This window comes from Actinoplanes octamycinicus (assembly GCF_014205225.1).
In the GTDB taxonomy this organism is placed as follows: Bacteria; Actinomycetota; Actinomycetes; order Mycobacteriales; family Micromonosporaceae; genus Actinoplanes; species Actinoplanes octamycinicus.
The window spans coordinates 8,250,752-8,274,779 of record NZ_JACHNB010000001.1 but is presented as its reverse complement, the minus strand read 5'-3'; the positions used below and the strand labels follow the sequence as shown (position 1 = coordinate 8,274,779).

Here is a 24,028-nt window from a genome sequence, read left to right as displayed (position 1 = left end):
AGCCCGTGGCGGACGAGATCAAACGCGTCCATTACTTCGACCACCAGTTCCTGCGCGAAACTGATTTCACCGCCGAGCAGGAGTATCACCTCGAACAGCGGCGGCGCCACCAGCGGCTGCAGCACACCTGGGGGATCGCCGAAGGGCTCACGCTGACCACCGTCGCCGGCGGCTCCCGGGTCACCGTCACCGCCGGCGCCGCCGTCGACGGCAACGGCCGCGAGCTGGTGCTGCCGCACAACGCCCAGACCGCGGACCTGTCCGGGTCCGGCGGTCAGACCCTGTTCGTCACGTTGGCGTACGACGAGCAGCAGACCGATTCCACGAGCGAGACCGGAGTCACCGGGAACACCCGATGGACCGAGCTGCCGGTCGTCGACGTCAGCCCCGACCCGCCCGACGACCCCAGTCTCACGCTGATCCTGGGCCGCGCCACGGTGGCGAACGACGGGACGATCAGCGGCGTCGACGACGGCGACGGGCCGAACCGCCGCCGGGCGGCCGGGGTGGTCGGCGGCGACCTGGAGGTGCACGACCTGGCGCTGACCGACCCGCAGGTGGCGCCGAGCCAGTGGGTGCGGCTGCGGCTGGGCGCGGCCGGGCGGGCCGACCTGCAGGGAAATCTGCAGGTGAGCGGCACTGTCGACGGCCGCGACGTGTCCGCCGACGGCACCCGCCTCGACCAGCACGTGGCGAACACCGCCAACCCGCACGGCACGACCGCCGCCCAGCTGGGCGCGCTGACCTCGGTCGGCGGAGTGAGCAACCCGGGCGGCGACATCAGCCTCGCCGGGGCGAACACGATCTCCGTGGTCACTGACGACGGCAACAACGCGATCATCGTCGGTGAAACCCACTCCACCGACGGGAACAACCCGCACGCGACGACCGCCGATCAGGTCGGCGCCCTGCCGATCACCGGCGGTCAGGTGTCGGGCCCGGTGCGGGTGCTGGGTGCGCTCTCCGTCGACGGCGACACGATGGACGTCACGGTCTCGACCGCGAGGGGACTTGCGGGCCTGCAGGTCCAGATGAACCTGAATGCCGGGCAGCCGGCTCAGAACGCGATCCAGGGAATCGTCGCCGGGACCGGTGGCATCGCGATGCCTGCCGAACGCAGCGCGGTCATGGGCCTGTCCAACTCGACCCGGGCGCACGGCGGGTACTTCGGGGCGCCGAACGGCGCCTTCGCCCTGATCGTCAACGGCGCCATCTCCTTCAACGGTGGCAAGCCCGGCTACGTGACGGATCTCTTCGTCAACGCGAGCCCGGGCCGCCTGCGAACCGGTGACGTGGTCAAACTGGCCGGCACCGGCAGCACCTCGTTCAGCGGAACACTCAATCGGATCCCGGTGAACGAGGTGCTGCCAGCCGATACCGCCGACGATCCGCTGGTCATCGGCATCATGGACGGCGAAGTGCTGCCGGCGCCCGGCGAGCCGGACCAGCGCACCGAGCCGGACGATCCGACGTTCGTGGCGCCGGGCGGGCGGCTGCACGTCGTCACCCTCGGCTGTTACGCGCACTGCCGGGCGGACGCCACCGAAGCGCCCATCCGGGTTGGTGACCTGCTCACCTCGTCGGCGAACCCGGGGCACGCCAAGAAGGCGACCGAGCCGAAGCTCGGCACGATCATCGGCAAGGCGCTGGAACCGCTCGCCGAGGGCACCGGCTACATCGCGGTCTTCGTCAACATCCAGTAGGAGGTGGTCACCATGGCCGTCGCACACTTCCGCATCCGGACCGCGGTGCAGCCGGCCGGCGGGGACGCCACGCTCACCGTCCCGGACGCCCTGGACGGCGTCGACTTCCGGTTCGTGCTGGTCCGCGACGGCGGCGAGGAGGCGCTGATCCGCGTCGACCAGCCGGCCGACGTCCTGAAGCGCCTGGCGAACGCCCCCGGGATGACCCGGCTGACCGCGAAACAGCTGACCGCCGCCCGCGCCGACTATCCCGCCCCGTGCCGCAAGCAGCTCTACACCGAGGACCGGACCATCACGACCTTCCAGACCGTACGATCCGGCTTCTACCTCATCGACGTCCCGGTCCTGGAGTGACCGATGCCCGCCTTCGACCGCACCCCGGAGCAGTCTGTCGTCCCGGCCCGCCGCACCGCCTTGCCCATCCGGGCGCACGCCCCTGCTCACCGCCTCCTGACACTCCAGAAGCGGCTCGGCAACACCGCGGTCCAGCGGCTCGTGGTCCGGACGCCGGACACCGGGATGGGCGCCCGGGTTGCCCTTGCCGACGACGACTCCCAGGTCGACCTGTCACTCAGCGCCACCTACTGGGTCGGCGGCCGGGCTGCGGCGACCACGGTGTTCGGAGCAACAGCCCAGACGGCCGCCATCACCGTGGCGTCCGGGACCAGTGGCGTGCTTCAGGTCCGGGTGCATGCCGTCGTGGACATTGACAACAGTCCGCCGTTCGACGACTTGAGCTACGCGAAGGACTTCTTCGCCGACTTCCCGATCACTGTGGCTCCGGACGGGACGCTCCAGATCGACGCCGGACTCGTCCGTGACGAAGGCCTGGACCTGACGACGCAGCTGTACGTCGAGTCAGTAGAGCCGCTGACGGGCGCCGACTGGGTGCAGTTGAACGTCCGGATCACCACCACGACCAGTCACGGGCGCAGCGGTGGTGTGGGTTACGTGATCAACGAGGGCATCGGCGGACGGTCCTGGATCAGGCAGTTCCGGCTGGCGGTGCGGACGCCCGCCCACCCCGCGGTGCGCGAGCGAGGACACCGCACCTACTTCGAGAGGCCCCGGCAGGACGCGGTGAGCCTCGCCGAGCAGGACCGGCTGATTGCGTGGTTCCAGTCGCTGCCCGAGCCGACCCAGGCCCGGGTCCGCGACGGCCGCACCCCTGTCGTCCTCATCGGCCGGGCCAGCACCACCGGCGACACGGCGCTGAACCTGCGGCTCTCCGCCGAGCGGATGGCCGCGGTCCGGCGGATCCTGGAGGTATTCGCCGGTAATCGGGTGCAGTTCCACACCCGGGCCGAAGGCGAGTACACGGCCGGCACGGAGGATGCTGTGGAGAGCCGCGAGCAGCGCCGGGTCGACGTCTCGGTGCTGGACAACGCCTCCGGCCCGTGATCGTCGAGCCGACCTCGTGGGATGCCTACGGCCGGGGATCATCGTTCTGGGAGGGGACGGCCGATGACATCGGCCGTGGCCGCCTCGCCGGAGGCCGGGTCAGCGCAATGCGCGCCGGCCCTTCACCACGCCCAGGACGATCGAGGCGAGCAGCGCCACGACGCCGAGGATCAGCAGCCACTTCAGGGCCTTCAAGAGCAGGCCCAGCACGATCAGCACAACAGCGACAACACCCAGGGTGACAAGCAGCGTACGCATGGCGGGGTCTCCTTCCGCACCGGCACACCGCCGGAACGCCAGCCGTGCGTACCCGTCGGCCGGTCGTTGTATGCGCAGCAGGTGATCTTCAGTCGGTGAGGACGGTGGCGACGGCGGCGCGAACCCGGTCGCGTAACCAGAGGTGGGCCGGGTCGCTGTCGTAGCGCTGGTGCCAGCACGTCACGACCGGGAGCGGCGGCAAGGGGATCGGCAGGGGGACGGCGGTCAAGGCGAAGGTGCGGACCAGGGGCCGCCAGGTGAGTTCCGGCGCGGTCAGCACGACGTCGCTGTGCGCGAGCAGGTGTGCCGCCGCGGCGGCGGTGCCGACCGAGGCCAGAACCTGCCGGTGCAGACCGTGCGACTCCAGGATCGCGTCGACCGGGTCGGTGAGCCGGCCGCGGCGGGAGATGAGCACGTGCTGCCGGGCAGCGTACGCGGGCAGATCGAGCCGATCGGCGTACGGATGATCGCGGCGCAGGATGACCACGAACCGGTCGTGGCCCACGGTCTCGTGCCGGATCTCGGCGGCTGCCGGGATCGTGGCGCCGATCTCCAGATCCACCCGGCCGTGCCGGAGCTCGTCGGTGTCGACCGCGGCCTCGGCGAGGAACCGCACCCGCACGCCCGGTGCCCGGGTCGCGACGTCGGCCAGCAGCGCCGGAGCGAGCGCGGTGGCCAGCGTGTCGTGGCATTGGAGGGTGAAGACCCGGTCGAGCGCGGCCAGGTCCAGCTCACCGCGGGGCGTGAGGATCTCCCGGCTCTGCCGCAGGAGGTCACCGAGCTGCTCGCGAACGGCGATCGCGTACGGCGTCGGGGTCATCGTCCGCCCGGTGCGGACCAGGATGTCGTCGCCGGTGAGTCGGCGCAATCGGCCGAGGCTGCGGCTGATCGCCGGTGCGGACAGCCGCAGCCGCTGTGCTGCGCCGGTGACGCTGCCCTCCTCCAGCAGAGCGTCCAGGACAGTCAGCAGGTTCAAGTCCAATTGCATGGCAGTAAATCGTAACGTAGCAAGGTTGCATTGGACTTCACGAAGTCTCGGCCGCACGCTTGATCCATGACCTCGGAACAAGATCTGCTGGCCGCCGCGACGGCCGCCGTACACCTGGCCGCCGCTCGTGTCGCGCGGCCGGACCACACCCCGACGACGTTCGCGGAGCTGTCCGCCGCGCTGCGCGCCAACGACGACGCCGTCAGCGACGTCCTGCGGCCGGCGTTGCTCGACGCCCTGCCCGGTTCCCGGTGGACCTCCGACGAGCACGGCTCCGGACCGATGCCGGACGGCGACTGGTGGGTGGTCGATCCGGTCGGCGGCAACATGAACGCGGTGCAGGGCATGCCCGACTGGAACATCGGCGTGGCGTTGGTCCGTGCCGGCCGGCCGGTGCTCGCCGTCCTGCACGCTCCGGTGGCGGGCGAGACGTTCACCGCGCTCGCCGGCGCCGGCGCGCAGGTCAACGGCGTGCCGCTGCGGGTTTCCGCGAAGACCGACCTCGCGCTGGCGCTGGCCGGCACCGGCCAGGCGAAACCGGGCCGGGACGCCGCGGCCGCCGACCGAGCCGGCGCGGCTGTCGCCGCGATGATGAAGAACGCGTTGTACGTCCGGGCGTCGGTCCCGGTCGGCCACCAGCTCGCGCAGGTCGCCGCCGGCCGGATGGACCTGCATTTCCAGTACGACAACCTGCGCTCGCACATCGCCCCGATCCTGATCGTGCAGGAGGCGGGCGGCATCGTCACGGACTTCGACGGCGAGCCATGGCGGATCGCCAGCGACGGTTACCTGGCCGCGGCGCCCGGCGTGCACGCCGCCGCCCTCGACATCCTGCGTCCGCTGCGGTGACCGGGATGCCCGCCGAGATCACCGTGCTGGGCGCGTCCGGCGCGACCGGCCTCGAACTGACCCGCCAAGCCCTGGCCCGGGGGCACACCGTCGTCGCGCTCGCCCGCAACCCCCAGCGCATCGCCGTGCCCGACTCGCCGCGCCTGATCCGGGTCGCCGCTGACGTGCGCGACGCGGACGGCATGGCCGCCGCCCTGCGCGGGCGTGCCACCGTGGTCTCCGCCCTCGGCGTCGCCAAGGGTGACAAGCCGGGCGCGCTGACCGCGGGCGCACGTGCCGTGGCCGCGGCGGCGCCGGAGCGGATCGTCTGGCTGGGCGCGTTCGGCACCGGGCGCTCCGCCCGGGCGGCCGGGCTGCTCACTCGCACGCTGCTGCGGCTGCTCGGCGACCTGGACGACAAGGTCACCGCGGAGGAGATCATCCATCGGGCGGGCGGCACGATCTTCCACGCGGGCCCGCTGTCCGACGGGCCGCTGAGCGCGGATTACCGTACGACCGGCGTGGACGGCGTCGCCCGACGACTGTTCCCGGCGCGGATCAGCCGCGCCACCGTGGCCGCCGCCATGCTCGACGAGGCCGAGAGCCCGGCACACCGCTTCGGCATCGCGGTGCCGCTGAGCCGCTGAGCCGGCACGCAGCACCCGGACTGGACAGTGCCGCATCGCGATCGCGGCGGTGACAGCGGACACGCTGATCGGCAGGAAGGCGGCCAACAGCCCACAACGGTCTGCAGGCGGTCGCTTCCCTACGTTCAGCCTGACCGCCCGGGCCGGGCTGGAGCATCGGCCGCGAGTCGGCCTGCTCGTCCAACACTGCCAACAGCGCGCAGTTGTTCACCAACTGTCGGCGTGAACAGGCGACCTGTTGGACCGGCGTGCGCGGATGGGGTCTCACTCCGGTGCAGTACTGGAGCCACATCCTTGCGAGGCCTGCAATGTCTGGTAAGCCGCGGACAACCTCTCCGCTGACCGTCGCTCAACGTGCCTTCTCACTTTTGGTGGTGCCGCCGACGCGGCTGCTGTTCGACACCGACGGCGTCGTCGAGCCGTCATTGGCGGGGGTGCCGCTGGACCGGCTGCGCACCATGCTGCTGGCACCCGGCATGGCCGCGGACAAGCGGGACGCCGTCTGGCGGCAGGTGGTGCTGCGAGCCCGTCGAGACGGACCCGGCTGGGTGGTCGGCGCGGTCGGCATGGCGATGCCCGGACTGCGCCGCGCCGCGGGCCGCCTGGCGGCCGGGTATCGCGGCGACAGCGAAGACCTGGACGCGGAGCTGCTCGCTGGTTTCGTGGCCGCGTTGCGCACGATCGACGTGGACGCGCCGCGGGTCTGTGGCCGGTTGATCGACGCCGGTGTCCGGGCGGCGCGCCGGGTCCGGGACGCTCAGGCGGACCGTCCGGTCGGCGGCAGCGGCACGCCGGGGCCGTCGGCGCCGGCCCGGCCGGCGGATCACCCGGATTTCGTGCTGGCCCGGGCGGTCGCGGTCGGGGTGGTGGACGCGGACGAGGCGCACCTGATCGCCGCGACCCGGTTGGAGGGCGCGACGCTGGCGCAGGCGGGGGAGCGGCTCGGCTTGTCGGTACGGCTCGCGTCGGCGTGGCGGACACAGGCGGAGGGCCGGCTGCGGGAGGCGATCCGTGCGGGCGATCTGGCGTTCGTGGCGCTGCGGCCACGCCGGCGCGTCGCCTGATCCACCAGGCCGACATCGGCGACGAGTTGGGTGGTGTCCGGCGGGTGTCGGGTGCTGTCCGGTGCACAACAGCAGGCCTTCGTGGGGTGCGGCGTCGAGCGGACGCCGTACCCCACCTGCTGTTGGAGGTTTGTGATGTTGCCCCGACCCGCACTCGGCCGGTTCGCCCGGACGCTGGCCGCCGACACCGTCCTCGCGGTCTACACCCTGCCGCAGATCGTGACGAACATTCGTAACTGGGTGATCGGGATCGCGGCTGCGGTCGCCACCCTGTTCCTGAGCATCGCCGGGATCCGGTACATGCTGGCCAACGGCGACACCAGCGAGGTGGAGCGGGCCAAGACCGCGTTCCGGTGCGCGCTGCTCGGGTATGCGATCGCCCTGCTCGCCCCGGTCTTCATGACCGTCCTCAAGGGTCTGATCGGGGCGTAGGGCGATGACCGAGTGGATTCTCAACGGTGTGCTGGGGCCGATGCTCGGCGCGATCTCCACCCTGATCATCGCGGCGCTGAACCTGGCGTGGCGGCTGCTGTCGCTGACCGTGCTGGTCGTCCCGGACGTCACCGCCCTGCCGCAGGTGACCGGGCTGATGGCGACCTCGCTGGGGATCGTCGACACGTGCTATGTGCTGGCGTTCGTCTGGACCGGAATCATGATCATGAACCGGGAGTGGCTGCAGTCGCGCGACGGTCTCGGCGAGCTGATCCCGCGGCTGGTCGTCGGGCTGATCGCGGCGAACTGCGCCCGCCCGATCTGCACCTCGGTCGTGGAGACCGCCAACGCGCTGACGACCGCGCTGACCGGTGAACGCGGTGGGTCGCCGGTGCCGCAGTTGCAGGCGGCGGTGGCGCAGGCGACCAACGGCATGACCGGCAGCAGCCCGGAGGACTTCCTGCTGCTGATCATCGCCGGGATCGTCGCCAGTCTCGCGGTGACGCTGGTGTTCCAATGGATCACCCGAGCCGGGCTGTTGATCGTCGCGGTCGGGATCGCTCCGATCGCGCTGGCCATGCACGGCACCCCGCAGACCGAACCGCTGGCGAAGCTGTGGTGGCGGATCATGCTGGGCGCGCCGGCCACCGTGGTGCTGCAAGCGGTGGCGCTGCACACCACCCTGCAGATCCTGCTGCGCCCGCACGCGTCGCTGCCGGCGCTGGGCCTGTCCGGTTCGCCGGGCGCCGCGATGAACCTGCTGGTCGTGACCGGCCTGTTGTGGGGTGTCATCCGGATCCCGGCGCTGATGAGCCGGTTCGTCATGCAGACCCGGCCGGGCCGGGTGTCCGGGCTGCTGCGGCTGCTGATGGTGCAGCAGGCCACCGCCCTGCTGCGCGCCCGGCTGCTGCCCGGCGCCGGCGCGGCCGGCCGGATCGCCGCCCATGCCGCGGGCGGTCCGGCCAGGGGCGGCGGTACTGGCCGGCTGCGGCCTCGGCGACGACCCGCGCCCTACACACTGGAGGAACTACGCGGCGGTGTGGACCTCTACACGCGGGCGATGCGGCGCAGGGGCTGGCGATGAGGGCGCGGATCCCGGCCGACATCGACACGCCGGACCGGGTCGCCTACGGGCTGACCGCCCGCCAGCTGGCGATTCTGGCTGTCGCTGCGGTCCTGCTCTACGGGCTCTACAGCAGCCTTGCCGGGCTGGTGCCGACTCCGGTCGCGGTCGGTGTGCTGGTGCCGCCGGCCGGTGCGGCGATGGCTGTGGCGCTCGGCCGCCGTGACGGTGTCGGGCTCGACGCGTGGCTGTGGGCGGGTCTGCGCTACCGGCGCCGCCCCCGCCGGATCGCCGCCCCCGAGCTGCCGTCGGCGGCCGGGATCAACGCTGACGGCGTGATCGACACTGGTGCGCAGTCGGTGGCGCTGGTCGCGTGCACGACCGTCAACATCGGGTTGCGCACCGCTGATGAGCAGGCCGCGCTGATCGGCGGCTACGGTCGCTGGCTCAACGGACTGTCGACGCCGGTGCAGATCGTCGTGTCGACCCGCCGGGTTGATCTGTCCCGGCAGGCGCAGCGGGTCAGTGACCACGCCGCCACGATCACCTCTGTCGGCCTGGCGGCGGTTGCCCGTGATTATGCGGCGTTTCTGGACCAGGTGGCCGAGCAGCGGGATCCGCTGTGGCGCACGGTCACCGTCGCGCACACCGCCGCCCAGCCGGCGCAGGCGCTGCGGCAGGCCGAGCACACCGCCGGGGTGCTGGCCGGGTTGGGGGCCAGCACCGCTGTTCTCGACGGCGGCGCCGCTCTGGCCGTGCTGACCTGCGCGGTCGACGCTTACACCCCGGCCGACACCGGCTGGCCGCGGGCGCTTGCGGATCAGGTGGTCACGGCAGGCGGTGCGGCATGAAGCCGCGGCGCACCGGGCCGGCGATTGACGGTACGGCCGCAGCTGTCCCGCCCAGCCCGGCCGGGGTCGACGTGCACCCGGACTACGTGCAGGTCGCTGACGGGTTCACCGCGACGTTGATCGTGACCGGCTATCCGGCCGAGGTCGGCCCGGCCTGGCTGGAACCGCTGCTTTCCTGGCCGGGCCGCCTGGATGTGGTGCTGTTCGCCGACCCGGTGCCGGCCCCGGTCGCGGCGGCCCGGTTGCGGCGGCAGCGGGCGCGGCTGGAGTCGAACCGGCTCGGTGACGCCGGTCGTGGCCGGGTCAGTGATCCGTTGACGGATGCTGCGGCCGAGGATGCCGCGGAGCTGGCCGAGCGGGTGGCCCGCGGTGAGTCGAAGCTGTTCCGAGTCGGGCTGTATCTGTGTGTGACCGCGCCGAGCGTCGAGGAGTTGCGGGAGGCGGTCACCCATGTGCGGGCGACCGCCGCGTCGGTGCTGCTCGACACCCAGCCGGCGACGTTCCGGCAGGTGCAGGGCTGGCAGTCGAGCCTGCCGGTGGCCGGGGACGGCCTGCGGATGCGGCGGGTGATGGACACCGAGGCGCTGGCCGCCGCGTTCCCGCTGGCGGGTGCGGATCTGCCGGCGCCGTTGCCGGGGCGGCCGGGACCCTCCGGTGGGGTGCTCTACGGGCTGAACCGGGCGTCGCACGGGGTGGTGTGGTGGGACCGCTGGTCGCAGGACAACGCCAACGGGGTGGTGCTGGCTCGCAGCGGCAGCGGCAAGTCGTACTTCGTCAAACTGGACGTGCTCCGCTCGCTCGCCGACGGGGTGCACGTGGCGGTGATCGACCCGGAGAACGAGTATCTGCGGCTGGCCGAGGCGGTCGATGGCGCCACCATCGTGCTCGGTGCCGGCGGCGTACGTCTCAATCCGCTCGATATCGCGGCCGGGGACCGACGGGATCAAGCGCGCACTCGGCGGGCCTTGTTCCTGCACACGCTGGTCGCGGTGCTGTTGGGGGAGCAGCCGCCACCGGCGGAGCGGGCGGCGCTGGACCGGGCGGTGGTCGACGCCTACGAGGCGGCCGGGATCACCACGGATCCGGGCACGTGGCGGCGGCCGGCGCCGCTGCTGCGGGATGTCGCGGCCGCGTTGACCGGGCTGGACAGCACGGCGGGGGAGAACCTGGCGGCGCGGTTGTCGCCGTGGACGCATGGCTCGTTCCGGGAGCTGTTCGACGGTCCCACCACGACTGTTCCCACCGGTCAGCTGGTGTGCTGGTCGACGCGGGCGCTGGCCGACGAGCTGCGCCCGGCGGGAATGCTGCTCGCCCTGGATGCGATCTGGCGCGACGTCGACAGTCCGGTCACCGATCCGCCGCGGCGGCTGGTCGTGGTCGACGAGGCGTGGACGTTGATGCGCGACGGCGAGGGTGCACGGTTCCTGGCGCGGCTGGCGAAACAGGCTCGCAAACGGCGGGCCGGGCTGCTGGTCGCCTCGCAGGACGTGCTCGACGTGCTCGGCAGCGACCTGGGGCAGATCGTGATCGCGAACGCGGCGACGCAGGTGTTGATGCGGCAGGCGCCGCAGGCGATCGACCTGGTCGCCGAGTCGTTCGCGCTCAGCGACGGTGAGGCCCGCGCGCTGCTCACCGCCCGTCGCGGGGAGGCGCTGCTGCTGTCCGGTACGCACCGCGCCGGGTTCCAGGTGGTCGCCTCACCGGCCGAACACCGGCTCTGCACCGGCGACCTCGACCTCGACGAATGACTCTCTCATCCTGGAGGCCAACCATGATCGTGCTCTGTGTTGTGTTGTTGTGCCTGTTCACCGTCCTGTTGGCCGGGTGTTGGCTGGTGGTGGTCGAGCGTCGCGGGCAACGCCTGGCCGTGGGCGGCCGGGAGGTGCTGATCAGCGCGCCGCCGGCGGTCGACCCGGCCGGCGCCGCGGTCTTCTGGGCCACCCTCGGCGAGGTGCTGCGCACCGGCTGGCGGAACCGGCTGCGTCACGGCCGGGCGTACGCCGCCTACGAGTACCGGTGGGACGGGCGACGACTGCGGATCGCCGTCTGGCTGCCGCGTACCGTCGCCGTGGATCCTGTCCTTGCCGCGATCCGCGGCGCCTGGCCCGGCGCGGCCTGCACCGTCGCGCCCGCCGCCGCACCTGTGCCGCCGGATGCGGCCGCGGCCGCCGGCAGCGCCCTGACCACCGTGCTGCCTGCCTGGTTTCCGCTGCGGACGGAGCACCGCAACGACCCGCTGCGCACCCTGATCAGCGCCGCCACCCACCTCAGACCCGGCGAGCACGCCTGCGTCCAGATCCTGGCCCGGCCTGCCTCGGCCCGCGCCCGCCGCCACTTGATCCGCGGCGTGCACCGGCTGCGCGGCGGCCCGGCCGCACGCAGCCTGGTCGACCCGGCCGGATGGCTGCTCAGCGTGCTCGACCTGCTCGTCGGCGGCCCCACCTCCCGGCCCGCCGGCCGCGGCGCCGCCAGCAGCGACCCGCAACGCGAACGCGACGGCCGGGCCGCGATGGACCAGCTCGCCGGACCGCACTGGGAGGTCGCGGTGCGCTGCGCGGTCACCTCCACGCGCGACAATCTGGGGCGGCTCGTCATTCTCGCGCGTGGGCTGACCAGCGCCTTCGGGCCGTTCACCGGCCGCAACCGGCTGCGCGCCCACCGCCTGCGGCATCCGGTCGACCTGGTCGGCAGCCGCCGGCTGCGGCGCGGGTTCCTGCTCACGCCGGTGGAGCTGGCGATGCTCGCCGCCCTGCCGCAGGACCCGGCTGTGCCCGGCCTGGAGCGGGCGCGGGCGAAAGCCGTCCCGGCCCCGGTCGGGATCCCGGCCGGCGGGCGGGACACCAAAGTCCTCGGCCGCGCCGAGGTCGGCGGGCATTCGATCGCGTTGCGCGCCGCCGACGCCCGGCACCACCTGCACGTGCTCGGCGCGACCGGCTCGGGCAAGAGCACCCTGCTGACCAACCTGATCCTCGACGACATCCACGCCGGCCGCGGCACCATAGTCATCGACCCGAAAGGCGACCTGGTCACCGACCTGCTCGACCGGATCCCGGTCGGCTACGCCCGCCGGCTGGTCCTGCTCGACCCCGACCAGCCCCACGGGCCGACGCTGAACCCCTTGGAGGGCGACGATCACGACCTGCTGGTCGACAACGTGGTCAGCATCTTCGGGCGGATCTTCGCCAAACACTGGGGGCCGCGCATCGACGACACGCTGCGCGTCGCCTGCCTCACCCTGCTGCGCCAGCCTGGCGCCACCCTGACCAGCGTCCCGGAACTGCTCAACGAACGCGAGTTCCGGCGCCGCTACACCCAAGGCCTGGACGATCCGGCCGGGCTCGGCGGCTACTGGAGCTGGTACGAGACCAGCCCGCTGCAGCTGCGCTCCACCGTCATCGCGCCGGTCCTGGCCCGGCTGCGGTCGCTACTGCTGCGCGACTTCGTGCGGCACACCTTCGGCTCGCCGCGCTCCAGCTTCGACATGCGCCGCATCCTCGACGGCGGCATCCTGCTCGCCCGCCTGCCGAAAGGGCAGATCGGCGAGGAGACCGCGCGGGTGATGGGCTCGTTCGTCCTGGCCAGCGCCTGGCAGGCCGCCACCGCCCGGGCCCGGATCCCGCAGGACAAACGCCGCGACGCCTGCGTCTACCTCGACGAAGCTCACAACTTCCTGAACTTGCCCGGCTCGATCGCCGACATGCTCGCCGAAGCCCGCGGCTACGGCCTCGGCCTGACCCTGGCACATCAGAACCTGGCCCAGATGCCCCGCGAAACCCAGCTCGCCGTCTCGGCGAACGCCCGCAACAAGATTTTCTTCTCGTGCGCGCCCGAGGACGCCACCCAGCTGGCCCGGCACACCACGCCCGAACTCGACGAGCACGACCTGACCAACCTCGACGCCTACACCGCCGCCTGCCGCCTGGTAGTCAGCGGCCGGGAAACACCCGCGTTCACGGTACGGACCCCGGCGCCCCGAGCCGCTCTGGGCACCGCCGAGCGGCTACGCCTGGCCCTGGCCTGACCCCGGCCCCCGCCCCGGCCACACCCCAGCCTCGTACGGCCGGGGCGTGGCCGACCCCCACCCGCCCAACACCGCAGCTCGGAGGCCCTCGTGAACGCGGCCGTGCCACCCCGACAGTTTCCTGAAGGGGAAACTCCCGAACGGGGGAGCAGCCTTCTCACCATCTCCCACCGGCTCCGCGTCCGCGACTACGCGATCGCGAACCTGCTCGACGAGCACGGCACTCTCACCACCGACCAGCTCGCCCGGGTGCTGTTCGACCACCGCACCACCTGCCGGCACCGGCTCTACACGCTGCGCCGGCTCGGGTTCGTCGACCGCTTCGTCCGCAACCGCCCCGGCGAACCGAACCCGGCCTGCTGGGTGCCCGGCCCGCTGTCGGCGCGCTATGTCGCCCTCGCCCGTGGTGAGGCGCCGCCGAGCCCGCGGGCGCTGCGGGACCGGCAGGACCGGGCGTATGCCAGCCCTTATCTGGATCACCTGCTGGAGGTCAACCAGTTCTTCATCGACCTGCTCGTCGACGCCCGCCACCGCCCCGAAGCCGACCTGGTCCGCTGGTGGTCGGAGCGCACCACTGCCGCCACCTTCGGCCGCCGCATCCACCCTGACGGCCACGGCATCTGGCGCGACGGTGACGCCGAAACCGGCTTCTACCTCGAACACGACCGCGGGACCGAGTCGCTGACCCGGCTCACCGACAAACTCGGCGCCTACCGGCGGCTGCGCGCCGACGGCGGCCCCGACTATCCGGTCCTGTTCACCCTGCCCAGCCCGGCCCGCGAGGAGCATCTGCACACCCGGCTCGCCGCCGGCCCGTCTCTGGGCGTCACCGTCGCGACCTGCGTGACCACGCCCGGGGTGAGCGCAGCCGGCCCGGTGTGGTGGCTGGCTGGCGCGGATCGGCGGCGGCTTCGCCTGGCAGACCTCCCCGCCGGTCACGGCCCGGAAGGCCCCCTGAGCCCGGGCCCGGCCCGCCCTGACCACCACCCACTGGCCCTGCTCACCGGCGTCCCCCTACTTCCCTGAACGGGAGGGCTGAGGGGTGCGGGGGTGGAAGGGCAACTGGTCGAGCGAACTTGCCGGCTACCGATGCCGGCACGGCGGCAATAGCGGCCTCGAGGCTGATCCGCTGTAATGGCGGCCAAGCGACCGCGGCCTCGATCGCTCACGGCACAGTAGGCAACATGGAGGGACCTCTGCTCGCCCGGCGAGGGGCCGAGCTTGGCGGCCACGCAGGTGGCGAAGCATGCCGAATCCCGGGCGGGGTGTTCGCCTAGAGAAGTTAATAGGGCATCAGGGCGCAGAAGGTACAGCTGGGGCAAGTAACCCGAAAGGGGCGGCGTGGCGTGCGGGGAGCTTAGCGGTGACTGACTTACTGTCAAACCTGGTCACATCTGGCAAAAGCAGGCAAAGGGGCGGCGTGTCGGCATCCGCTGTGCCCTTCACGGCTCTAATCTGGGCTTCCGTTCGAGCTTTCGACGCCTCCGTTTCCGCAAGGATGAGGGGTGACCAGCACCCACTCCAATGAAGGCTGGCCACCCCGGAGGCGGGAGTCACCGCGAAAGGAATTCCCGCCATGCCAGAGCCTACTGACTGGCTCGACCAACCACCGTCAACGTTTTCCGGAAATCGATCGACAGGGGAGCAACAGCGACTCCCGAAGCGCCGCCGCGCTGACCTGGCGGGTCCCGTACTCGCCGCAGTGATCTCAGCTTGCATCACCGCAGCCACCACCATTGTGGTGGCCGAGATGAAGGACCACGAGCTACTGTCGCCTCCGCTGACCTGTTCAGCGCCGATACGGCCGTTGAGTGTCGCTGAAGGTGCGCACGCGTGACATGGCGATGCCAAGATGCGCACGGTGTAATGCTCGGTTCTAGCCATAAAAGCTGCTTATAAGAGGCGACGGGCCCGGCCCCCAGCCGGGCCTTTGTTGCTTGGCTCTGCTCGTCAGTTCGGGCACCAGATGTCGCTGAGTTTCGGGACCGGCTGGGTCTTACCGATCTCGATGTTCGTGAGTTCTGGCTCCACCTCTCCATGGAACCAGGGGCACCAGTCACCAGCCGACGGCCCATTTACGCTCGGTGATGGGGTTCGACGCGGGACGCGCCTGGTATCCGACACAAGGACACATCGGTTGACCTGCAAACGCGGCCGTGGCACCGGGGCTTGTTGCGGTCGTCGCCAACGGGACCGGTTTCTCGACGGGTTCATGCAGGATGATCTGTGGGTTGCATCTCCACCTGGTGGAGGTTGGAGGCTGGTCGACGTGGATCACAGGACGTTGTACTCGATCGGGGATCTGGCTCGGCGGACCGGTCTGCCGGTACGCACGATCAGGTTCTACTCCGATGCCGGCGTTCTGCCGCCCACATATCGCAGTTCCGCCAACCATCGCCGATATGACCTGACCGCGGTCGCTCGTCTTGAACTCATCCGCACGTTGCGCGAGCTGGGTGTTGATCTGGCCAGCATTCATCGGGTGCTCGCAGAGGAGATCACCGTGTCGGAGGCCGCGATCGCCCACGCCGAGGCGCTCGACGTGCAGATCCGAGTGCTTCGACTGCGGCGGGCGGTCCTTCGTGTGGTGGCGAAACGGGACGTCAGCCCTGAGGAGATGAAACTCATGCACCGCATCGCGCAACTGTCCGAGGCCGAACGTCACCGACTCATCAACGACTTCGTCGACAGCACGTTCGGCGGCGTCGACGCCAACCCGGAGTTGATGGCGCTGCTTCGTTCGGCGGTACCGGACCTGCCGGACGAGCCGACCGCCGAGCAGGTCGAGTGCTGGATCGAGTTGGCGGAACTGGTGCAGGACAGCGACTTCAGAGCCAGTGTCCGGCGGATGGCTGAACACCAGGCGGCCGAGCGTGCCGCCGGTGACCGGACAGGGCTCCATCACGACCTGACCAACCATGTCCGTGACCAGGTCGCGGCGGCGGTCGCCGCTGGGATCCAACCTGCGTCAGCACAGGCCGGGCTGGTGGTTTCTGAGCTGGTCGCCCGCTACGCGGACACCTTCGGAGCCGTCGACAGCCCCGAGTACCGGGCCCAGATGGTGACCCGGCTGACCATTGCCAACGATCCGCGGGTGGAGCGGTACTGGCACCTGATCGCCACGATCAACGGCTCGCCCACCATGACGCCACTCGCGCCGATCTTCAGTTGGTTCATCGAGGCGCTCCAGCGCCACCCGAGCCGTCACTGATCGAAGCCGAGCGATCACCACGCATCTGTCCAGATGATTTGTGTAAGAGGCGGCCATGCCGCAACGGGTGCGCGCGGCGGGACCGGCTGCCCTCACACAGCCGACAAGTACCGTGGGCCTGCCCCGTTTTGACGGACATCTGAGATCAGGAGGCTTCGTGTCTCCGGGAGGATGTCCAGCATCATGGAGAACGTGGGTAAGAAGCGATATCGGCCGCGGCGGTCTTTCACGCCGGAGTTCAAGGCCGAGATCGTGGAGTTGTGTCAGCGCGGGGATCGGTCGTTGCTGCAGGTCGTGCGGGATTTCGACCTGACGGAGACCGCGGTGCGGGAGTGGGTCAAGCAGGCCGAGCTTGACGCCGGGACCCGGTCGGACGGGCTCACTTCGGATGAGCGTGATGAGTTGGCCCGGCTGCGTCGGGAGAACCGCCGGCTTCAGGAGGACGTCGAGATCTTGAAGCGGGCGACGGCTTTCTTCGCGAGGGAGACCCGGTGAACGTGTATCCGTTCATCGCCGCGGAGCAGGCCGGCGAGCACAACGTCAAGCGTGCCTGCGAACTGCTCAAGGTCTCCCGATCCGCGTTCTACGCCCGCGACCAGCGGTCGCTGCGACAGCGTGCCGACGAGCAGCTGAGCCAGCGCATCGCGGCGGTGCACGCGGCGTCGATGGGCACCTACGGGGCGCCACGCGTGCACGCTGAGCTGGCCGAGGCAGGGCTGCGGCACGGCCGTAAACGCGTCGCTCGGCTGATGCGTGCCGGTGGGCTGGCCGGCAAATGCCCGCGCCGGTGGCGCACCACGACGATCCCGGATGCGGCCGCAGCCGACCGTCCGGATCTGGTCGGCCGGGACTTCACCGTGGACGCGGCGGCAGTCAACACCCGCTGGTGCGGCGACATCACCTACATCAACACATGGCAGGGCTGGCTGTATCTGGCCACCGTCATCGATCTGGCCTCGCGCCGGGTGGTCGGCTGGGCGGTCGCCGACCATCTCAAAACCGACCTGGTCGATGCGGCACTGGCCGACGCCCTCACCCGGCGTCGTCCCGCTGATGGCCTGGTCTTTCATTCTGATCGCGGCTGTCAGCACACCAGCGCGCAGCACGCCCGGCTGGCCACCGCGCACGGTGTCCGGCTCTCAGTCGGCCGGCGCGGCCAGTGCTGGGACAACGCGGTCGCCGAATCGTTCTTCGCCACGATCAAAACCGAACTGCTGCACCGCCGGCCCTGGCCCACCCACAAAGCCGCCCACCAGGCAATATTCGAGTACATCGAGGGCTGGTACAACACCCGCCGCCGGCACTCCAGCCTCGGCTACTGCAGCCCCGCCGCCTACGAGACCGGCATCAGCACCAGACCCCTGATCGATCTCAAGGTAGCTTAAAGATCAACACATCGCCCTTGTCCGTCGAAACGGGTCAAGCCCACCGGCGTAGCGAACCACCGGATGCACCATCCTCGGCTACTTAGCCGACCATGCGCGGCTCGGTCGCTTCATGATGAGCGTCTGTACGGATAGTGAACAGGCTCCGGGGGCACCGCCAGCGCTACCGCTGTGGAGATCCACAAGTGGTGCCGGTTTTCGCGAACATTTCGCCACGCGGCGGTGGCAGCGTGGCACCGGAAGTCGCGAACACCTGGCGCCCAAACTCGGTTCTGTCCCGCGAAGAGTGATCGATGCAGTTCATGATCGGTCGTTTGGTGATGGTGTGATGAGGTCATCAGTCGGCTACTGCCGCATCTTGCTGTCCGCGGCCAGTGAATGATCCCCATAGGCGGCCATTTACCGCCCCGCTGATGGCCAAGGTCCTCCCCGCGGACGGCCAGATACTTCCCCGCTGATCAACACCGGATGCCGGTCGGCGAGGGTCGGCGGCGTGAAGAGCGGCAGGGAGATCGTGGAAATCTTGGAGGCCTACGACCTCACGGGTAGTTACCGTGCGGCGGCCGAGCTGGCGGGGTGCGACCACCACACCGTTGCCCGGTATGTGAAGCTGCGGGCGGAGGGCCGTAGCCCCGAGGAGCGTGCGCAGCGGTCCCGGCCGATCGACGACTTCATGGACAAGATCGAAGAGCTGGTGGCCCGCTCGGGCGGCCGGATCCGTGCCGACGTGGTGCACCGGCGGATCACCGCGATGGGCTTCGCCGGCGGGGAACGCACCACCCGCCGGGCGGTCGCGGCGGTGAAGAAGTCTTGGCAGGCCGGTCAGCGGCGGGTGTTTCGGCCGTGGATTCCGGAGCCGGGGCTGTGGATGCAGTTCGACTGGGGCGAAGGTCCGCGGATCGGCGGCCGGCGGACCACGTTGTGGTGCGCTTGGCTGCCCTGGTCGCGGTTCCGGGTCGTGATCCCCGTTTTGGACAAGACCCTGCCGACGATCGTGGCTTGCCTGGACGCGACCCTGCGCCGGTTGGGCGGGGTGCTTTGAGTCGCAGATGCGGCCAGCTCATACACCCAAACTCCGCCGGTGCTGCGTCGATGAGACGGGGGCTACGTCAGGCCTCGCCTGCTGCGCTTACGCGACGGTGCCGACGGGCTACAGCAGACCTGCAGACCACTTGCCTCCAGGATCCACGGCGTCTCCGGGGCGGGTAGGTCAGACCCGGCGCTGGTTGTGGAAGCGGTGGTCGCGGCGGATCAGGTCGACGATCTGCTGGCAGGTGGCCGGGGTGAGCAGGGTGCCGGAGCGTTCGATGGCCCACAGCAGGTGCTCGGGCCGGGTGCCGATCGTGTTGACGGCGGGATGTTCGCAGCAGCCGATCGCCGCCTGCTCGTGCATGATCATGACGGCGGTGCGGATCGGGACGGGGTGGTGGTTGCGGGCCAGCCAGGCGCCGAGGTCGGTGGCGACCTGGGTGACCTGTTCGCCCCAGGTGCGGCCGCTGCCGTCGACGGCCCAGCCGGTTTCGACGACCTGGCCGCGGGCGCTGAGTTTCTCGTACCACCACTGGTACCCGGAGACGTGCAGCCGGATCCGGCGGCGTTTGACCTCGACCGCCCAGACGCCGGCCGGGCCGACCAGGACGTGGTCGGTTTCGCCGCGCCGGTTGCGGTAGCCGCGCAGCATCACCCACGAGTCGTCGAGGCCGGCCAGGCCGTGAACCAGGGCCTGTTCGCCGTCGACGCCGGCGGCCTGCTGGTGGGCCCGGGCCTCGGCCTGCTGACGTTCGTGGTCGGCCTCGGCGATGCCGTAGCGGGCGAACTGGACCCGGACGGTCGCCTCCTGCTCGGCGACGGTGCTGATGCCGAGTGCTCGCCGCCACCACGGCTTCGCCCGGCGGCTGCCCTGCAGTTCCTGCCAGGCGTCCTGGTAGGCCTGGTTCCAGTCGGCCACGTCGGTTTCGACGGCGTGCAGCCGGCGGATGCTCTGGTCGAGCTGGTCGCCGCCGTGGTCGGACAGCATGACTACCTGCATGACGGGTCTCCTCAACGGTGGGCGGCGCCGACCTGGGCGAGCAGGTCGGCGGCGAAACGGTCGGTGGCGGTGTCGGCGTCGATGCCTGCTTCGGCGAGCGCCTGGTGCAGCTGTTCGCGGCGGTGCCGGATGCCGTCGGGGTCGTTGCGGCCGGCGGCGGCCTGCATGGCTTTGCGGGCGAGTTCCTCGGACATCGGGTCGTAGCCGCAGGCGGTTTCGAGGAGCTGGTGCGCGCCGTCCGGGTCGGTGTCGGCGAGCAGGGTGGCGGCCTGCAGGTGGATGCGGATCAGGGTGCGGCGGGCGCGTTCGTGGTCGGTGCCGATCCAGTCGTAGCCGGCGCCGTCCGCGAGGGATCGTCCGGCGGCGGTGTCGATCGCGGTGCGCAGGTGCCGTAGCCGGGCCTGGTCGTCCTCGGCGGTGGTGGTGGCGGTGTGGGCGTCGAGGATGGTCCACCAGTCGACGTCGAGCAGGTCCGGGTTGAGGTGGTAGCGGCCGCCGGTGTTGATGACCGGCTCGACCTTTGCCTTCGCGTCGCCGCCGGGGGCGTTGGCGCGCAGGGTGTTGCGCAGGTTGGCGACGCAGGTGGAGAGCCGGTCGGTGGCGCGGGCGAGGGTGATGTCGGGCCAGAGCGCTTCCATGATGTCGCTCAGGGCGGCGCCGTCGCGGTTGAGGACCAGGTAGACGAACAGTTCCAGGGCTTTGGTACGCAGGCCGCGGACCGGGTTGCCGTCCGGGCCGAGGATGGCGGGCCGGCCGAGCACCCGGGCGACCACCCGTGCCGGCGCGGGCTGCGGTGCTGGTGTGCTGGTCACCGGCGCGGGCGCGGTGGCGGGCGGTGCGGCGGGGTGCAGCAGCTCGGTGGCCGCGGCGCTGTCCAGTACGGCCAGGTCGCCGGCGTCGGTGGCGCCGTCCGCGGCGACCTCCAGAGTTGTTCCGGATGGCCAGGTGCCGATCAGGGTGACGTCGATGCCCAGCGGCGCGCCGAGCCGGGCGGCGGTCGCCAGCCGGGCGTGCCAGGTGGGCTCCGGCACGTCGGCGAGCAGCAGCAGCGGCGGCTCGGCCGGCGCCGGTTCGTCCTCGTTCTCGTCGAGCAGCCGGCTCCGTCGGATGATCTCCTCGTCGATGACGGCCAGGGCCGCCGGGAAGTCCGCCGCGACGGCGATCTTGTCGCTGGCCGGGCGGGCAGGCACCAGGCGGTCGAGGGTCATGCCGGGGACGACCGCCCGCCCCGAGGTGGCCTCGGTGAGCAGTGCGACGAGCGCGGCGCGGGCCGCCCCGAGTGCTCCCGGCCCGCTCAGCGCGGTCGCCGGGTTGGACGCGAGGACTGGAGTCGGCGCGGGCGGGGGAGCGGTGGCCGGGGAGGCGAGAGCCGGTCGCGGTCGCGATGCCGGTTCGGGGCGGCTGCCGCGGCGGAGCAGGGTGAGGGCCGCGACGGGGTGCGGGCGTGCGGCGGGCGGTGCGGTTGCGGGTTTGCTGCTGGTCGCGGCGGAGCGCCTGCGGCGCCAGAGCAGCCCTCCGGCGTACGCGAAACCTGCCGCCATCGCCAGCCCGGCGATCCCGGCGGTGACAGCGGAACCTGAATCGTCGTCGGATCCCGATGCCGCTGGCGGCGAGGCGACCGTGCCCGGGTGCGACGGTGTGATCGTGGGCGGCGGCGTGGCGATCCCGTCGTCGTGCTCCGCCGGCCGGTGTGGCTTCGGAGCGGTCTTGCCGGTGCAGTTCCCGGACGCCGTGGCGGTGGCGGTGTCCGGCAGCTGCAGCTGCCAGCCCGGATAGATCACGTCGGGGTCGGTGAGCCGCCCGCCGACCTGCGGGAACGAGGTCCCGCGGTTGAGCTTGTAGATGACCGGCCAGCGGTCGGCGTCGCCGAGCCGCTGCTTGGCGATCTTCGACAGGCTGTCGCCGTGCCGCACCGTGCAGGTCGGATCGTCGGCGGATGCCTGCTTGATCGGCGGGGCCGGGTTGGTGGCGGTCGCGGTCGTGGCGGCCGGGGGAGCGGCCGAGGCGGGCGTGTAGCCGGCCGTGACGGCCGCCGCTCCGACCACGGTGGCGGCCAGGCTCTGTGCCGGACCGGGAAGGTGGCGGGCGAAACGCCGGCTCGACCGCACCGCCAGCCGCACCCAGCCGATCGCCGCGAGCGCCCAGAACAGCCAGGCGATCGCAGCGAGCAGTCCGGGCAGGAACTGGGCCTGCATCGGATTGCCCATCCAGCAGTCGAGTTCGGCGGCGGTGGGGAGCCGGCTCGGCAGCGGCGACCCGGCCAGCGCGACAAGTCCGGCCGGAAATCCGGCGAGAATCGGGAACAGCATCAGTCCGGCACGCACGAGCACCCCCAAGGTCGTGAGGTTCCCGACGCTAGGCCCGTACCTGGTGAATCTGCTGGTCCGCGGCACTTACAACGCCCTTACAAACCACCGCTCCGAGGTCCCGCCCAGCTGGGCCGAGCCGGATGGGAAGGCTGACGATCAGCGCAGCGCGGTCCGCATGGACGCGGATGGGGTTCTTTGCCGAATGCTGAACCGTTGGATCGGTTCTGACGCCTGCCGCGTGTTCCCGCTGGGTCTGTCCGGTGATCGGTGGGTAGCGGTCGAGCAGGTCCAGAGCCCGTTTGATGTCGGGCACGTTCGCGCGCCGGTCAGCACGTAGGTCGGGGCGCCGTTGCCGTCGCAGGTCAGGTGGTGCTTTGAGCCGGGTTTGCCGCGGTTGACCGGCGACGAGCCTGTCCCAGCCTGGAAGATCCTCCTGGCGTTTCACCCTGCACGGATGAGTGCTCGCCGACTATTTGGTGTTACACCAGCCCTAGCGGTACCCGGTTGCACCGCGCGGCACGGACCGACGCCAGGCGACAGAAGGAGCCAATCCGTGAGCACGATCGGCACCCCGGACACGGCTTCTCATGGATGAACTCGCCGGAGGCGGGAGCGACGCTGTTGTGGTCGCCGGTGCTGGCTACGCCGGCCTGCACATCGCCTTGCGCCTGGGAACCATGCTGGCCAAGCGCCCCGAGGTGAAGCTGATCCTGATCGACCGCAACGATTACCATCAGGTACTCACTGAGCTGCCCCGGGTCGCCGCCGGCACCCGCGCTGCCGGAGCCGTGCGCCTGCCGCTGCAGGATGTGCTGGCCGACCGCGTCCAGTTCATACGGGCCGAGATCACCGGCTTCGACCTGGCGGCCCGGCGGCTGCTCACCACGGCGGGGCCGATCGGCTGGCGGCGGCTGGTCATGGCGTTGGGCAGCCGGCCCAACGACTTCGCCATCCCCGGCCTGGCTGAGCGGACCTTGCCGGTGTACTCGGTCGGTGACGCTGAACAGGTGTGGGCGGCGGTCGGCAGGGCGCTCGGCGCGGGCAGGCTCACCGCTGATCCGCAGGAGCAACGCCGCCGGGCGACCGTCGTGATCGGCGGCGGCGGCGCCACGGGGGTCGAACTGGCCGGTGAGCTGGCAGAGGCGCTGCCCGAGCTGGCCGGCCGGCACGGCTTGGCGCCGGACCGGCCCGCCGTGCTGCTTGTCGAGGCGGGCCCTACCATCCTGGCTGGTTCCTCACCCAAGTTGGTCGATGAGGCCACCAGCATTCTCGCGGGTTTGGGCGTGCAGGTTCGCACCGGTGCGGTGATCGGGGCCGCGACCGAGGAGGGATTCCGGCTCAAGGACGACCAGGTTGTGGCAGGTGGCGTTTTCGTCTGGGCCGGCGGGGTCAAAGCGCCTGATCTGGTGGCCAATTCGGAGTTACCGACCGGCCACAACGGGCGCATCAAAGTCGACCAATATCTTCGGGTCCTGGACCACCCGGACATTTACGTTGCCGGTGATCTGGCGTCGGTGACCGATCCGGTCAGCGGCCACGTGCTGCCTCCGCTGGCGCAGGTCGCGCTGGAGGAGGGCGAGACCGTGGCCCACAATCTGCACGCAGAGTTGGACGGCACACCTCAGGCGGCGTTCACCTTCCACGACAAGGGCTTCGTTGTCTCGGTCGGCGCCACCCGCGGGGTCGCCGAGGTCGCCGGTCTCACCAGCGGAGGGCGGCTGGCTCACCTGCTCAAGGATGCCATCGAGTGGGAGTACCGCCAGTCCGTCCGGCATCTGCGGGGCTGGGACCCGCTGATCCGGTGACCGCCCACGATCCCGATTGGAGAGCGAGCATGG

20 protein-coding genes and 1 pseudogene are annotated in these 24,028 nt (G+C 71.1%); 17 read left to right on the top strand and 4 right to left on the bottom strand.

Annotation, left to right across the window (positions count from 1 at the left end):
• The first annotated feature begins 5 nt into the window (after positions 1 to 5).
• The 3 genes from BJY16_RS37485 to BJY16_RS37475 are packed head-to-tail and all read left to right on the top strand — an operon-like array spanning position 6 to position 3,104.
• The gene (locus tag BJY16_RS37485) at positions 6 to 1,703 is read left to right on the top strand and encodes an autotransporter outer membrane beta-barrel domain-containing protein (protein WP_185044282.1); all 1,698 of its coding nucleotides are present in this window, start codon (positions 6 to 8) and stop codon (positions 1,701 to 1,703) included.
• Between the two features lie 12 nt (positions 1,704 to 1,715).
• On the top strand, positions 1,716 to 2,057 hold the full coding sequence (locus BJY16_RS37480) for a hypothetical protein (RefSeq protein ID WP_185044281.1): 342 nt from the start codon (positions 1,716 to 1,718) through the stop codon (positions 2,055 to 2,057).
• 3 nt (positions 2,058 to 2,060) lie between these two features.
• The gene (locus tag BJY16_RS37475) at positions 2,061 to 3,104 is read left to right on the top strand and encodes an OmpA family protein (RefSeq protein ID WP_185044280.1); all 1,044 of its coding nucleotides are present in this window, start codon (positions 2,061 to 2,063) and stop codon (positions 3,102 to 3,104) included.
• 99 nt (positions 3,105 to 3,203) lie between these two features.
• On the opposite strand, the gene BJY16_RS37470 is transcribed toward BJY16_RS37475, so the two are convergent.
• On the bottom strand, positions 3,204 to 3,362 hold the full coding sequence (locus tag BJY16_RS37470) for a hypothetical protein (protein WP_185044279.1): 159 nt from the start codon (positions 3,360 to 3,362) through the stop codon (positions 3,204 to 3,206).
• Positions 3,363 to 3,450: 88 nt separating this feature from the next.
• On the bottom strand, positions 3,451 to 4,350 hold the full coding sequence (locus BJY16_RS37465) for a LysR family transcriptional regulator (RefSeq protein ID WP_185044278.1): 900 nt from the start codon (positions 4,348 to 4,350) through the stop codon (positions 3,451 to 3,453).
• 66 nt (positions 4,351 to 4,416) lie between these two features.
• Between BJY16_RS37465 and BJY16_RS37460 the strand changes: the two genes are divergently transcribed.
• From BJY16_RS37460 to BJY16_RS37405, 13 genes and pseudogenes are all read left to right on the top strand, one after another.
• Positions 4,417 to 5,199, top strand: a complete 783-nt coding sequence (locus tag BJY16_RS37460) for an inositol monophosphatase family protein (RefSeq protein WP_185044277.1) — start codon at positions 4,417 to 4,419, stop codon at positions 5,197 to 5,199.
• A 5-nt stretch (positions 5,200 to 5,204) separates the two neighbouring features.
• Positions 5,205 to 5,825: an NAD(P)-dependent oxidoreductase gene (locus BJY16_RS37455; RefSeq protein ID WP_185044276.1), complete on the top strand. Its 621-nt coding sequence runs from the start codon at positions 5,205 to 5,207 to the stop codon at positions 5,823 to 5,825.
• Positions 5,826 to 6,199: 374 nt separating this feature from the next.
• Positions 6,200 to 6,889, top strand: coding sequence for a hypothetical protein (locus BJY16_RS37450; RefSeq protein WP_185044275.1), 690 nt, complete (start codon positions 6,200 to 6,202; stop codon positions 6,887 to 6,889).
• A gap of 135 nt (positions 6,890 to 7,024) precedes the next feature.
• A complete protein-coding gene (locus tag BJY16_RS37445; RefSeq protein ID WP_185044274.1) occupies positions 7,025 to 7,321 on the top strand; it encodes a pilin in 297 nt (98 codons plus the stop codon).
• 4 nt (positions 7,322 to 7,325) lie between these two features.
• A complete protein-coding gene (locus BJY16_RS37440) occupies positions 7,326 to 8,405 on the top strand; it encodes a conjugal transfer protein TrbL family protein (RefSeq protein ID WP_185044273.1) in 1,080 nt (359 codons plus the stop codon).
• Positions 8,402 to 9,235 (top strand): PrgI family protein, encoded by an 834-nt coding sequence (locus BJY16_RS37435; protein ID WP_185044272.1) that lies wholly within the window; start codon positions 8,402 to 8,404, stop codon positions 9,233 to 9,235. The genes BJY16_RS37440 and BJY16_RS37435 overlap by 4 nt, the downstream gene beginning before the upstream one ends.
• On the top strand, positions 9,232 to 10,983 hold the full coding sequence (locus BJY16_RS37430) for a VirB4 family type IV secretion system protein (protein WP_185044271.1): 1,752 nt from the start codon (positions 9,232 to 9,234) through the stop codon (positions 10,981 to 10,983). The genes BJY16_RS37435 and BJY16_RS37430 overlap by 4 nt, the downstream gene beginning before the upstream one ends.
• 23 nt (positions 10,984 to 11,006) lie before the next feature.
• Positions 11,007 to 13,256, top strand: coding sequence for a helicase HerA domain-containing protein (locus BJY16_RS37425; protein ID WP_185044270.1), 2,250 nt, complete (start codon positions 11,007 to 11,009; stop codon positions 13,254 to 13,256).
• Positions 13,257 to 13,346: 90 nt separating this feature from the next.
• The gene (locus tag BJY16_RS37420) at positions 13,347 to 14,282 is read left to right on the top strand and encodes a replication-relaxation family protein (protein ID WP_185044269.1); all 936 of its coding nucleotides are present in this window, start codon (positions 13,347 to 13,349) and stop codon (positions 14,280 to 14,282) included.
• Between the two features lie 1,243 nt (positions 14,283 to 15,525).
• Positions 15,526 to 16,467: a helix-turn-helix domain-containing protein gene (locus BJY16_RS37415; protein WP_185044268.1), complete on the top strand. Its 942-nt coding sequence runs from the start codon at positions 15,526 to 15,528 to the stop codon at positions 16,465 to 16,467.
• A gap of 183 nt (positions 16,468 to 16,650) precedes the next feature.
• On the top strand, positions 16,651 to 16,962 hold the full coding sequence (locus BJY16_RS47905; protein WP_373873426.1) for a transposase: 312 nt from the start codon (positions 16,651 to 16,653) through the stop codon (positions 16,960 to 16,962).
• Positions 16,959 to 17,852 carry an IS3 family transposase gene (locus BJY16_RS37410; protein WP_239176993.1) on the top strand — a complete coding sequence of 298 codons (894 nt, stop codon included), beginning with the start codon at positions 16,959 to 16,961 and terminating at the stop codon, positions 17,850 to 17,852. Before BJY16_RS47905 ends, BJY16_RS37410 begins: the two co-directional genes overlap by 4 nt.
• Positions 17,853 to 18,345: 493 nt before the next feature.
• A pseudogene (locus BJY16_RS37405) lies at positions 18,346 to 18,888 on the top strand (transposase); the annotation flags it as partial.
• A gap of 174 nt (positions 18,889 to 19,062) precedes the next feature.
• Here BJY16_RS37405 and BJY16_RS37400 read toward each other — a convergent pair.
• Positions 19,063 to 19,881, bottom strand: a complete 819-nt coding sequence (locus tag BJY16_RS37400) for a nuclease-related domain-containing protein (RefSeq protein ID WP_185044267.1) — start codon at positions 19,879 to 19,881, stop codon at positions 19,063 to 19,065.
• Positions 19,882 to 19,892: 11 nt separating this feature from the next.
• Entirely contained in the window at positions 19,893 to 22,205 is a 2,313-nt protein-coding gene (locus tag BJY16_RS37395) for an AfsR/SARP family transcriptional regulator (RefSeq protein WP_185044266.1), read from the bottom strand.
• A gap of 572 nt (positions 22,206 to 22,777) precedes the next feature.
• Here BJY16_RS37395 and BJY16_RS37390 point away from each other — a divergent pair.
• Positions 22,778 to 23,995 (top strand): NAD(P)/FAD-dependent oxidoreductase, encoded by a 1,218-nt coding sequence (locus tag BJY16_RS37390; protein ID WP_185044265.1) that lies wholly within the window; start codon positions 22,778 to 22,780, stop codon positions 23,993 to 23,995.
• Positions 23,996 to 24,028: the final 33 nt, after the last annotated feature.

Bases quoted from the DNA above. Each gene is read 5' to 3' on its own strand.
- BJY16_RS37480 (WP_185044281.1), top strand. From the start codon at position 1,716: ATGGCCGTCGCACACTTCCGCATCCGGACCGCGGTGCAGCCGGCCGGC.
- BJY16_RS37475 (WP_185044280.1), top strand. From the start codon at position 2,061: ATGCCCGCCTTCGACCGCACCCCGGAGCAGTCTGTCGTCCCGGCCCGC.
- BJY16_RS37470 (WP_185044279.1), bottom strand. From the start codon at position 3,362: ATGCGTACGCTGCTTGTCACCCTGGGTGTTGTCGCTGTTGTGCTGATC.
- BJY16_RS37465 (WP_185044278.1), bottom strand. From the start codon at position 4,350: ATGCAATTGGACTTGAACCTGCTGACTGTCCTGGACGCTCTGCTGGAG.
- BJY16_RS37460 (WP_185044277.1), top strand. From the start codon at position 4,417: ATGACCTCGGAACAAGATCTGCTGGCCGCCGCGACGGCCGCCGTACAC.
- BJY16_RS37455 (WP_185044276.1), top strand. From the start codon at position 5,205: ATGCCCGCCGAGATCACCGTGCTGGGCGCGTCCGGCGCGACCGGCCTC.
- BJY16_RS37445 (WP_185044274.1), top strand. From the start codon at position 7,025: ATGTTGCCCCGACCCGCACTCGGCCGGTTCGCCCGGACGCTGGCCGCC.
- BJY16_RS37440 (WP_185044273.1), top strand. From the start codon at position 7,326: ATGACCGAGTGGATTCTCAACGGTGTGCTGGGGCCGATGCTCGGCGCG.
- BJY16_RS37435 (WP_185044272.1), top strand. From the start codon at position 8,402: ATGAGGGCGCGGATCCCGGCCGACATCGACACGCCGGACCGGGTCGCC.
- BJY16_RS37430 (WP_185044271.1), top strand. From the start codon at position 9,232: ATGAAGCCGCGGCGCACCGGGCCGGCGATTGACGGTACGGCCGCAGCT.
- BJY16_RS37425 (WP_185044270.1), top strand. From the start codon at position 11,007: ATGATCGTGCTCTGTGTTGTGTTGTTGTGCCTGTTCACCGTCCTGTTG.
- BJY16_RS47905 (WP_373873426.1), top strand. From the start codon at position 16,651: ATGGAGAACGTGGGTAAGAAGCGATATCGGCCGCGGCGGTCTTTCACG.
- BJY16_RS37400 (WP_185044267.1), bottom strand. From the start codon at position 19,881: ATGCAGGTAGTCATGCTGTCCGACCACGGCGGCGACCAGCTCGACCAG.
- BJY16_RS37390 (WP_185044265.1), top strand. From the start codon at position 22,778: ATGGATGAACTCGCCGGAGGCGGGAGCGACGCTGTTGTGGTCGCCGGT.